Source organism: Nitrosomonas sp. (assembly GCF_043753625.1).
In the GTDB taxonomy this organism is placed as follows: Bacteria; Pseudomonadota; Gammaproteobacteria; order Burkholderiales; family Nitrosomonadaceae; genus Nitrosomonas.
Map to the genome: position 1 here is coordinate 1 of NZ_JAYUWI010000086.1, position 12,504 is coordinate 12,504.

At 41.7% G+C, this 12,504-nt stretch carries 8 protein-coding genes, 1 tRNA gene and 1 pseudogene; all 10 read right to left on the minus strand.

Going from position 1 to position 12,504, the window contains the following annotated elements; translation table 11 throughout:
• Positions 1–135: 135 nt before the first annotated feature.
• Positions 136–4,338, minus strand: a complete 4,203-nt coding sequence (gene rpoC / locus ACH10T_RS08270; protein ID WP_394808831.1) for a DNA-directed RNA polymerase subunit beta' — start codon at positions 4,336–4,338, stop codon at positions 136–138.
• Positions 4,339–4,441: 103 nt separating this feature from the next.
• The gene (gene rpoB / locus ACH10T_RS08275) at positions 4,442–8,515 is read right to left on the minus strand and encodes a DNA-directed RNA polymerase subunit beta (protein ID WP_394808832.1); all 4,074 of its coding nucleotides are present in this window, start codon (positions 8,513–8,515) and stop codon (positions 4,442–4,444) included.
• Positions 8,516–8,668: 153 nt separating this feature from the next.
• A complete protein-coding gene (rplL, locus tag ACH10T_RS08280) occupies positions 8,669–9,049 on the minus strand; it encodes a 50S ribosomal protein L7/L12 (RefSeq protein ID WP_394808837.1) in 381 nt (126 codons plus the stop codon).
• A gap of 64 nt (positions 9,050–9,113) precedes the next feature.
• The gene (rplJ, locus tag ACH10T_RS08285) at positions 9,114–9,629 is read right to left on the minus strand and encodes a 50S ribosomal protein L10 (protein WP_394808833.1); all 516 of its coding nucleotides are present in this window, start codon (positions 9,627–9,629) and stop codon (positions 9,114–9,116) included.
• Between the two features lie 295 nt (positions 9,630–9,924).
• The gene (gene rplA / locus ACH10T_RS08290) at positions 9,925–10,623 is read right to left on the minus strand and encodes a 50S ribosomal protein L1 (protein ID WP_394808834.1); all 699 of its coding nucleotides are present in this window, start codon (positions 10,621–10,623) and stop codon (positions 9,925–9,927) included.
• 2 nt (positions 10,624–10,625) lie between these two features.
• Positions 10,626–11,057 carry a 50S ribosomal protein L11 gene (gene rplK, locus ACH10T_RS08295; protein ID WP_292993657.1) on the minus strand — a complete coding sequence of 144 codons (432 nt, stop codon included), beginning with the start codon at positions 11,055–11,057 and terminating at the stop codon, positions 10,626–10,628.
• 109 nt (positions 11,058–11,166) lie between these two features.
• Positions 11,167–11,700: a transcription termination/antitermination protein NusG gene (nusG, locus tag ACH10T_RS08300; protein WP_394808835.1), complete on the minus strand. Its 534-nt coding sequence runs from the start codon at positions 11,698–11,700 to the stop codon at positions 11,167–11,169.
• A 21-nt stretch (positions 11,701–11,721) separates the two neighbouring features.
• Positions 11,722–12,066: a preprotein translocase subunit SecE gene (gene secE / locus ACH10T_RS08305; protein ID WP_394808836.1), complete on the minus strand. Its 345-nt coding sequence runs from the start codon at positions 12,064–12,066 to the stop codon at positions 11,722–11,724.
• 199 nt (positions 12,067–12,265) lie between these two features.
• Positions 12,266–12,341, minus strand: a tRNA-Trp gene (locus ACH10T_RS08310).
• 67 nt (positions 12,342–12,408) lie between these two features.
• Positions 12,409–12,504: pseudogene (locus ACH10T_RS08315) on the minus strand (elongation factor Tu); the annotation flags it as partial.

The following is a 12,504-nucleotide window of genomic DNA, read 5'->3' on the forward strand; positions in this document are numbered from 1 at the left end:
TACATCATGCCTTCCAGCTTACTAGCCCTTCCTTTCCATCATGCCCCAAACAACCCAATCAAGACCAGACTACTGACTCATAACTAACCTGTCAAGAATTTTTTCCTAAAATCACAATAACCACTTTATCAAATTCTAAACTGCACTATCGATTGCAATATTTGACTCTTGGTTAAATTCAAGAGATTTCCCTTGGTTCTTGCGCTTACTATGAAAAGACAATCCTGTACCTGCTGGAACCAGTCTTCCTACAATAACGTTTTCTTTCAGTCCACGCAAATCATCCTTTTTGCCCATGATGGCAGCTTCAGTTAAGACACGTGTTGTTTCTTGGAATGATGCTGCAGATATAAATGAATCTGTTGATAACGATGCTTTTGTAATACCAAGAAGCATGAATTCATATGTAGCAGGCATCTTCTTCTCAGCAATCAAACGCTCATTTTCAGTTAATAAATCGGCTCTTTCAACCTGCTCGCCTTGTATAAACACTGAATCTCCAGAGTTGCTAATTTGAACCCGCCTCAGCATTTGGCGAACAATCACTTCAATATGTTTATCATTTATCCTAACACCCTGTAAACGATATACATCTTGGACTTCGTCAGTAATATAGCGCGCCAATGCTTCAACACCCTGCAAGCGTAATATATCACGTGGATCAGCAGGGCCATCGACTATGTTCTCGCCTTTATTAACAACTTGTCCATCGTGCGCCATTACATGTTTATCTTTAGTTATCAAATATTCATGTACGACGCCCTCAAGATCTGTAATAACAAGTCGCTGCTTACCTTTGGTATCCTTCCCAAACGACACAATGCCAGTTACCTCAGCTAGCATGCCCGCATCTTTTGGTGATCTCGCTTCAAATAATTCGGCCACGCGCGGCAAACCACCTGTAATATCACGAGTTTTCGATGTCTCTTGTGGAATCCTTGCCAAAACTTCACCGACAGTGACCTGTTGGCCATCACGCACAGTAATAATACAACCGATCTGGAATGTTATGCTAACAGACTGATTACTACCAACTATTTTTATTTCATTTCCTTCATCATCCAGAAACTTAACCAATGGGCGCAAGCCTTTTGATTGCGTGACAATACGTCGCTTTGGATCAATTACTACCAGCGTAGACAACCCAGTTACTTCATCAATCTGCTTGGCTACTGTTACTCCCTCTTCAACATTCTCAAAGCGCACCTTACCAGCGTATTCAGTAATGATTGGGCGAGTATGTGGATCCCATGTAGTCAATAATTGACCAGCTTTCACAACTTCTCCGTTCCGTACTAATAATGTCGCGCCATAAGATGCTTTATGCCGCTCACGCTCACGACCATTTTCATCCTGTATGATGATTTCACCACTTCGTGAAATGGCTATCAATTCATTCTGTGCATTAGTCACATAACGCATCGTAGAGGAATAATGCACTGTTCCGCTTGATTTACTTTCAACTTGACTTACTACTGCCGTTCTTGATGCTGCACCACCAATGTGGAATGTGCGCATCGTTAACTGCGTACCTGGTTCACCAATCGATTGCGCTGCAATGACACCCACCGCTTCGCCCACATTAACTGGAGTACCACGCCCCAAATCTCGACCATAGCATTTGGCACATAATCCAAAGCGTGTTTCACAAGTCAAAGGCGTACGAACTTTCACTTCATCGATACCCAATGATTCAATTAAATCAACAGCATCTTCATCCAGCAATAGACCCGAGGCAAAAATAATCTCTTGCTTCTCTGGATTAACCACATCGTTAGCTACAACTCTACCAAGAATCCGTTCACGCAATGCTTCGATGATCTCGCCGCCTTCTACCAGTGCTTTCATAACAACACCGTTACCTGTATCACAGTCTTCTTCTGTGACAACAAGGTCTTGAGTAACATCCACCAAACGGCGGGTTAAATATCCAGAATTCGCGGTTTTTAGCGCAGTATCGGCCAAGCCCTTGCGTGCACCGTGTGTTGAAATAAAATACTGTAAAACATTCAATCCTTCACGGAAGTTAGCAGTAATTGGCGTTTCAATAATAGAGCCATCAGGTTTTGCCATTAATCCGCGCATACCAGATAGCTGGCGTATCTGTGCTGCAGAACCTCGTGCACCAGAATCCGCCATCATATAAATTGAATTAAATGATTCCTGTGTCAATGGCTTACCGTCTTCGTTCAACTGAATTTCACCGGTAACCTGATCACACACCGGTTCTATGCCTAATTGATTCATCATAGCTTTCGCTACATGGTCACCTGCACGTCCCCAGATATCCACAACCTTGTTATAACGCTCACCTTGCGTTACTAGCCCTGAAGTATATTGTCCTTCAATTTCCTTCACTTCTTTCTCTGCCGCAGCAATAATATCGCTCTTTTGCGTCGGAATTAGCATGTCATCTGCACAAATCGAAATACCCGCTCGCGTCGCATAAGTGAAGCCCGCATACATCAATTTATCTGCGAATATAACAGTTTCACGCAAACCACAACGTCTAAAGCTCGCATTAATAAGCTTCGAGATTTCTTTCTTTTTCAAAGTCTTGTTAAGCAGAGAGAAAGGTAGGCCAGACGGAAAAATCTCAAATAACAATGTCCGACCTACGGTCGTTTCATAGCGAGTAATCCTCTCATTTGATTCACCATCGACGGTTGTATCATATTCCTTGATCCTAACCATAATCTTAGCGTTTAGCTCCACATTCCGGCTTTCATATGCGCGCGATACTTCAGCAACATTTTGAAATAGCATGCCTTCCCCACGTGCACCTATTTTCTCACGCGTTGTATAATAAAGCCCCAGTACAATATCTTGTGACGGCACAATAATGGGCTCCCCGTTGGCTGGGGACAGTACATTATTGGTTGACATCATTAACGTACGGCACTCCATTTGTGCTTCTAATGACAATGGTACGTGAACGGCCATCTGATCGCCATCAAAGTCGGCATTAAATGCTGCACACACCAATGGATGTAATTGAATTGCCTTACCTTCAATCAAGACGGGCTCAAAGGCCTGAATACCCAACCGATGCAGCGTCGGCGCTCGATTCAGCATCACCGGATGTTCGCGGATGACGTCTTCAAGTATATCCCACACCACTGCACTTTCATTTTCAACCTCGCGCTTGGCAGCTTTTATGGTACTTGCAATACCCATTATTTCCAGCTTATTGAAAATAAATGGCTTAAACAGTTCAAGTGCCATTTTCTTCGGCAATCCACATTGATGTAGTTTAAGCTGCGGACCAACAACAATAACTGAACGTCCCGAGTAATCAACGCGCTTACCCAAAAGATTTTGACGGAAGCGCCCTCCTTTACCTTTGATCATATCAGCTAAGGATTTAAGTGCTCGTTTATTGGCCCCCGTCATTGCTTTACCACGGCGACCATTATCCAGCAATGAATCAACGGCTTCTTGCAACATGCGTTTTTCATTACGAACAATAATTTCTGGTGCTTTCAATTCAAGCAATCGCTTTAATCGATTATTTCGATTGATAACACGTCGATACAAATCATTCAAATCAGATGTCGCAAAACGTCCGCCATCGAGAGGAACTAGCGGACGAAGATCTGGTGGTAAGACAGGCAGTACAGTCAACACCATCCATTGTGGTTTAATTCCAGATTTATTAAATGCCTCAAGTAACTTGAGACGCTTAGAAATTTTCTTGATCTTTGTTTCCGAACCTGTACTTTCCATTTCACGGCGCAGGCTCTCAATCTCAGAGCCAATATCCAGATTACCCAATAGGTTACGAATACCTTCTGCACCCATACTGGCACTAAAATCGTCACCATATTCTTCTGTTTTGATTAAATAATCATCTTCCGTTAGCAGTTGACAGCGAGTTAATGGCGTCAACCCTGGATCAGTGACTACGTAAGCTTCAAAATACAGAACGCGCTCGATATCACGCAAAGTCATGTCTAATACCATGCCTAAACGGGAGGGCAGTGATTTCAAGAACCAAATATGCGAAACTGGAGAAGCCAGCTCAATATGCCCCATCCGCTCACGCCGTACTTTTGATAAAGTCACCTCAACGCCACACTTTTCACAGATAACACCACGGTGCTTGAGGCGCTTATATTTTCCACACAAACACTCATAATCTTTGACCGGACCAAAGATCTTAGCGCAAAACAAGCCGTCTCTCTCAGGCTTAAATGTACGATAATTAATCGTTTCAGGTTTTTTTACTTCACCGTATGACCACGAACGAATTTTCTCTGGAGAAGCGAGAGCAATTTTAATTGCGTCAAACTCTTCTTTTTGGGTAACTTGTTTAAATAAATCTAGTAGTGCTTTCATTTGTCACTCCTGTAAATCAGGGGGCAATAATAAATAATTGGTACAAATTAAGTATGGGGGACAGGAAAAAATCCAGTTTGATCACCCTAGCTTTTCTGGATAATCAATTTTGTTCTAAATCAATATCCATTCCCAATGAGCGTATTTCTTTTACCAATACATTAAATGATTCCGGCATTCCGGCATCGATCTTATGATCACCTTTAACAATACTTTCATACACTTTGGTACGTCCCGTGACATCATCCGATTTAACGGTTAGCATTTCCTGAAGAGTATAGGCAGCACCATATGCTTCCAGTGCCCAAACCTCCATCTCGCCAAAACGCTGTCCACCAAATTGTGCTTTACCACCTAGTGGTTGTTGCGTTACCAAACTATAGGGGCCTGTTGATCGTGCATGCATCTTATCATCCACCAGATGGTGCAGTTTCAGAACATGCATATAACCAACAGTCACTTGCCGATCAAAAGCTTCTCCAGTTCGGCCATCATATAATGTAATCTGACCGGATTTTGGCAATCCGGCTAGCGCCAACATGTCTTTAATCTCGCCTTCTGTTGCTCCATCAAATACCGGGGTAGCAAAAGGAACACCCTCGGTTAAATTTCCAGCTAACGATATTATTTCACTATCAGATAAAGAAGCTATATCTTCCTTTTTTCCACTTCCGTTATAAATCTTATCAAGAAATTCCCTGATTTCATTTGCATTCTGCTGTACTTTCAACATCTCATCGATTTTCCTTCCGAGCCCTTTAGCAGCCCATCCCAAATGTACTTCAAGAATCTGTCCTACATTCATCCGAGAAGGAACTCCTAATGGATTTAGCACCACATCGACAGGTGTTCCATCAGCCATATAAGGCATATCTTCTAAAGGTACAATCTTAGAGATCACACCCTTATTACCATGACGTCCCGCCATTTTATCGCCTGGTTGCAAACGTCGTTTAACCGCGATATAAATTTTGACCATTTTTTGCACACCAGGTGCAAGTTCATCACCCTGTGTGAGTTTTTTCTTTTTTTCTTCAAATGCGGCATCAAATGCTTTACGTTTCTGTGCCATACTTTCGCGCACTTGCTCTAACTGTATGCTCGCATCTTCATCAGCCAATCGGATATCAAACCAATAATGCGGATCAAAACTCTTTAGGTATTCAGCGGTTATTTCTTTTCCTTTTACCAGCTTATTAGGGCCACCTGTAGCAACTTTACCTATCAGTAAGCGCTCAAGACGTTCAAAAGCATCCTCTTCTACAATACGCATTTGATCAGCCAAATCTTTCTTGTACCGATCAAGCTCATCATCAATAATCTTTTGAGCGCGTTTATCACGCTCAATACCTTCTCTCGTAAACACTTGTACATCAATGACTGTTCCTGATATTCCTGATGGCACTCGTAGTGAAGTATCTTTCACATCGGATGCTTTTTCACCAAAAATTGCCCGTAATAATTTTTCTTCCGGAGTGAGCTGTGTTTCACCTTTTGGCGTAACTTTTCCAACCAATACATCACCCGCTTCAACTTCTGCACCGATATAAACAATACCCGATTCGTCAAGGCGTCCTAACTGATGTTCTGATAAATTTGGGATATCAGCAGTTATCTCTTCTGTTCCAAGCTTGGTATCCCGGCTCACAACGGACAATTCTTCAATATGTATAGATGTAAAACGATCCTCAGCCACAACTCGCTCTGATATCAGAATTGAATCCTCAAAGTTATATCCATTCCATGGCATAAATGCCACCAGCATATTTTGCCCTAATGCAAGCTCGCCCATATCAGTAGAAGCACCGTCCGCAATGACATCGTCTTTTTCAATCCTATCTCCAATCTTGACCAGCGGGCGCTGATTAATATTAGTATTCTGGTTAGAGCGGGTATATTTGATAAGATTATAAATATCAACACCTACTTCACCCATTCGAGTCTCTGCATCGTATACCCGCACCACAATTCGCCCGGCATCCACATAATCCACAATTCCACCACGTTTCGCTCGAACAGTGGTTCCTGAATGAACCGCTACTACCCGCTCAATACCTGTACCAACAAGCGATTTCTCAGCACGCAAGCATGGAACCGCCTGACGTTGCATATTTGAGCCCATCAAAGCACGGTTAGCATCATCATGCTCTAAGAATGGTATAAGTGAAGCGGCTACTGAAACAATTTGGGCGGGTGCCACGTCGACATATTCGATTCGCTCCGGTGCTGACAATGCAAATTCATTCTTATAACGGCAAGAAACAATTTCACTAATGAAGCGATTACTATCATCAAGTTCAGCATTAGCCTGAGCAATCATATAGTTACCTTCCTCAATTGCCGACAGATAATCTATTTCGTCAGTAACTTGACAGTCCTTCACTTTACTATACGGTGTTTCAATGAACCCATATTCATTAGTTCGCGCGTACAATGCCAAAGAATTAATAAGACCAATATTAGGTCCTTCGGGTGTTTCAATAGGACATACACGACCATAGTGTGTCGGATGTACATCACGCACCTCAAAACCAGCTCTTTCTCGCGTCAATCCACCAGGTCCCAGAGCTGAAATACGCCGCTTATGCGTAATTTCAGATAGCGGGTTGGTTTGATCCATAAATTGAGATAGTTGACTCGATCCAAAGAATTCACGCGCTGCAGCAGAAACCGGCTTTGCATTAATCAGGTCATGCGGCATTAGATTATCCGATTCGGCTTGGCTTAATCGTTCTTTCACAGCACGCTCGACACGCACCAATCCAGATCTGAACTGATTCTCAGCCAATTCACCTACTGATCGTACCCGTCGATTACCGAGATGATCAATATCGTCTATCTCTCCACGGCCATTTCGAAGTTCCACCAGGATTTTAATAACCGAAATAATATCTTCATTCGATAGCGTCTGAGATCCTGTCAATTCAGTTCTACCCATTCTGCGATTAAATTTCATTCTACCTACAACCGACAAATCATAGCGTTCTGGCGAATAAAACAATCCATTAAACAATGCCTTAACAGCTTCCTCAGTCGGTGGCTCGCCTGGTCGCATCATCCGATAAATCGCAACCTGCGCATTCAATTCATCGGTTGTCTCATCAATTTTTAGCGTCTGAGAAATAAAAGCACCATGATTAAGATCATTCACATAAAGTGTATTAATTTTCTTTATACCGGCTTTACGAAGCTTATCCAGTGTTTCTTCCGTAACTTCATCATTGGCTATCGCGACAACTTCACCCGTTTCTTTATCAACAATGTTCTGCGCAAGTATTCTTCCGAGTAAAAAATCTTCAGGCACTTCCAGTTGATCAATCTTAGCTTCCTGCATTTCACGGATATGTTTAGCTGTAATACGCTTATCTTTCTGGACAATAACCTTTTTCCCTTTGCCCAGAATATCAAAACTCGCTACTTCACCTCGCATACGTTCAGGAACAAGTTCAAACTGGATACTTGTATCTGAGAAATAAAAGCAATCAAATATAAAGAATTCTTTTAATATCTGCACTGAAGTACAACCAATTGCTTTTAATAGAGTCGTAACAGGCATTTTGCGGCGGCGATCTATCCTGAAATACAAGCAATCCTTTGGATCAAATTCAAAATCAAGCCAAGAACCGCGATAAGGAATAATGCGGGCAGAAAATAATAATTTACCGGATGAGTGAGTTTTACCACGATCGTGTTCAAAAAATACCCCAGGCGAACGATGTAATTGTGAAACAATCACACGTTCAGTGCCATTAATTACAAAAGATCCTGTGTCGGTCATTAAAGGAATTTCACCCATATAGACTTCTTGCTCTTTGACTTCCTTCACAGTCGGTTTGGATATTTCTTTATCCATAATCGTGAGCCTAACCCTAGCACGCAAAGGCGATGCATAGGTAAGCCCACGCTGTTGACATTCCTTAACATCAAATACAGGCGATCCAAGTTCATAACTGATAAAATCTAGCCGTGCATTTTTAGTATGACTCTCAATAGGAAATATTGAGTTAAAAGCAGCCTGCAGCCCTTGGTTCTGACGTTTATTGGGTGCTACTTTTTCCTGCAAGAAAGCCGCATATGATTCGAGCTGAGTAGCGAGAAGAAATGGAATTGGCAGTACGCTCGCACGTTTAGCAAAACTTTTACGAATACGTTTTTTCTCTGTGAACGAATAGCTCATGAATTTTCTCCGGAAGAAGAAGACAGAGGATTGAAGAGTTGAGACCAAATAACTATCAATTGTTTAAATACCGACAATGACACATCAAATGATCAAAATACCAAAGGCTGGCAGCCCTGAAATGCACACCAGCCCTGAAATTTTATATTTTTTTTACTTAATTTCGCAAGTAGCGCCAGCTTCTAGCAATTGTTTCTGGATTGCAGCAGCATCTTCTTTGGATACTCCTTCTTTAACAGGCTTAGGCGCGCCATCAACTAAGTCTTTAGCTTCCTTCAAGCCTAAGCCAGTCACTGCTCTTACTACTTTAATTACATTCACTTTACTATCACCGGCTGCGGTAAGAATCACAGTAAATTCGGTTTGTTCTGCTTCAGCAGGGGCACTGCTACCACCTGGCGCGGCAACTGCAACAGCTGCCGTGGCCGCCGCAGATACACCAAACTTTTCTTCCATTTCTTTAATCAATTTCGACAATTCAAGTACCGTCATATTTGAAATTGCATCTAATATCTCATCTTTTGTTACAGCCATCATTTTCTCCTGGTTATTTTCTGTATTTAGCTATCGCTATCGTATTAAATAGAAGTCTTTAGAATTATTTGCTATCACGTACCATGGCTAAACCACGCACAAATCGTGCTGGTACTTCATTAAGTGTTTGAACAAACTTGGCGATTGGTGCTTGCATTGTTCCCAACAATCTTGATAACAACTCTTCTCGACTTGGCAATGCGGCAAGCGCAGTAATCTCGTCACGCGACATTACATGTTCACCTATTGCACCAACCTTGATCACGAATTTTTCATTGTCCTTTGAAAATTCATGTAGCACTTTCGCTGCTGCTACAGGATCGGCACCAATGCCATAGATAAGCGGACCGATCATATGCTTAGCAAGCCCTTCATAAGGCGTATCAGCAACGGCACGGCGAACCAATGAATTTTTTATGACACGAAAATAAATTCCTGATTCACGAGTTTTTGCTCTCAGTTGTGTCATTTTACCAACTTCCATCCCGCGATACTCTGCAATAATAATAGCTTGAGCACTTGCTACTTGAGCACTCACTTCAGCTACTATAGCTTTTTTCTCTTCAAGACTAAGACTCAAGGTTCATCCTCCATCAGTAAAAATAGTATTTGGTATAAATAATATCTAATTTAGTTACTCTCTTCCAAACACCACAAACTGGCGACCTTAAACCAGGAAAAGAACTCCTGTTTTGGATTCACCATCTACGCTGGGTACTCAACTGAAATAAAAAAATAATCTTATAAATTAATTCTTTTTTTACAGTCGAATTTTTAAGTATCGTCAAGTAAACTAAACTTGCTTTCTCTCTATTTACCCCAGCGGTCTTTGACAATCCACTGAATATATATTGCATTCAGTGGCCCAAAGTTCTTTATTGCTGCGTAATACTCGTTTGATCTACCCGAACACCAATTCCCATTGTGCTTGAAATATATACTTTTCTCAGATAAACACCTTTTGACGAAGCTGGCTTAGATTTATTAAGCGCATCAATCAACGCCATCAAATTTTGTTTTAACGAATCTGCTGTAAATGATGCTCGCCCAATCGTGCAATGTATAATACCGGTTTTATCAGCTCTAAATTGCACTTGCCCGGCTTTAGCATTTTTAACAGCGCCAGCAATATCAACCGTTACCGTACCAACTTTCGGGTTTGGCATTAAGCTACGTGGTCCCAGAATCTGACCTAATTGACCGACTATGCGCATAGCATCCGGACTTGCGATAGCAACATCAAAATTGATGTTTCCAGCTTTAATATCAGCTGCTAAATCTTCAAAACCTACAATGTCCGCACCTGCTTCTTGGGCTTCTTTTGCCTTATCACCTTGTGCAAATACTGCGACACGTACTGTTTTCCCTGTTCCTGCCGGCAAAACTACCGATCCACGCACTGCCTGATCTGATTTCTTTGCATCAATTCCCAAATTAACCGCCACATCAATAGACTCATTAAACTTAGCTGTAGCTGCTTCTTTAACAAGCCCCAGTGCTTCATCAATCTGATATGCCTTATTACGGTCAACTTTCCCTGCTATAACTTTGTAGCGTTTTGATAATCGTGCCATTTTTATATGCCCTCTACTTCTATACCCATACTTCTTGCACTACCTGCAATAGTACGCACAGCAGCATCCAAGCTTGCTGCTGTTAAATCTGGCATCTTTGTTTTGGCAATTTCTTCTGCCTGACTACGACTTAGTTTTCCTACTTTATCCAAATGTGGTCTAGGACTCCCTTTGCCAACACCTGCAGCCTTCTTTATTAATACAGATGCCGGTGTCGTCTTCATTACAAACGTAAAGCTTTTATCGGCATACGCAGTAATTACTACCGGCACTGGCAATCCCGGTTCAATTTTCTGCGTTGCCGCGTTAAACGCTTTACAAAATTCCATGATATTTAATTGACGCTGACCTAATGCAGGTCCAATGGGTGGACTCGGATTAGCTTTACCAGCCGGTACTTGTAACTTGATATATCCAATTATTTTCTTTGCCACTATGCTCTCCTCTTGGGTACAAACGAGTGATTACTCACTCTCCCCTGTTATACAATTTTAAAAACCTATCGAACTATTAATCAGCTCTTTATTAGCTGTTAATAACCTATTAGGATTTTTCTACTTGATCGAAATCCAATTCAACCGGCGTTGGTCGCCCGAATATAGAAACCGAAACTCTAAGCTTGCTCTTATCGTAGTTCACATCTTCTACATTGCCATGAAAATCTGTGAATGGGCCATCTTTAACGCGCACAGCTTCCCCTACCTCAAATAGAATTTTTGGTTTTGGTTTCTCTACACCTTCCTGAATTTGATGAAGTATATTATCCACTTCCTTCTGACTTATCGGTGTCGGCTTCATAGCCGATCCACCAACAAAACCTGTTACTTTATCCGTATTCTTGACCAAGTGCCAGGAATCATCCGACATTTCCATTTCCACTAAAACATAACCAGGGAAAAATTTTCGTTCGCTGATATTCCTTTGGCCACTCTTCATCTCTATCACTTCCTCTACCGGCACCAGGATTTGACCAAATTTATCCTGCATATTCGCTCGTTCAATACGATCCTTTAACGCCCGTTGCACACTTTTCTCATACCCCGAATAGGCATGAACCACATACCATCTCTTACTCATTCTTTCCTCTGAGAAATTTTATCAAGCATCTTGATTCATCATAAGTTTCACGAGCGACATCAAGGCAGAATCAATAAACCACAAGAATAAAGCCATAGCAACCACAAAAGCAAATACCACTCCTGATGTTTGGAGTGTTTCCTTACGACTCGGCCATACTACTTTTTTTGTTTCTTCTGTGGATTCCTTGCAGAATACATAAAATTCTTGACCCTGAATTGTAAATCTTGCAGTAATTACTGCCAGCAAGAATCCCGCCAGTATAGACAACACACGCACGACCATAGGGCTTTCACTTAAGTAAATGAATCCCGCAACACCTGCTACGATAAATACAAATACGAGTCCAAACTTTAATTTATTCACGTCAAACGAGTCCTCTTATACCCTGATTATGGTATTTCATGCGTTAATCTGCTTCTAACACTTTCAGTTTCTATATAACTCTTCTGCCACACTCAAATCCGTCGATCTGTTAAAACTTTATTACTCGCTATACCCATAAATATCCAGATCATTCTTTAAATCTAATTTATACACTTAATCATTCTAGTTTCAATTCGTATGGCAGGCCAGGAGGGCATCGAACCCCCAACCTTCGGTTTTGGAGACCGACACTCTGCCAATTGAGCTACTGGCCTTTTATCTGTAACCTCTCCAACGTTGACATTACATAAAACAATTATCATCCAGAATTTTCTTTATTAATCACTCAATAATTTTAGCAACAACACCGGCACCAACCGTTCTTCCACCTTCTCGTATTGCAAAACGCAATCCATCTTCCATCGCTATGGGTGCTAT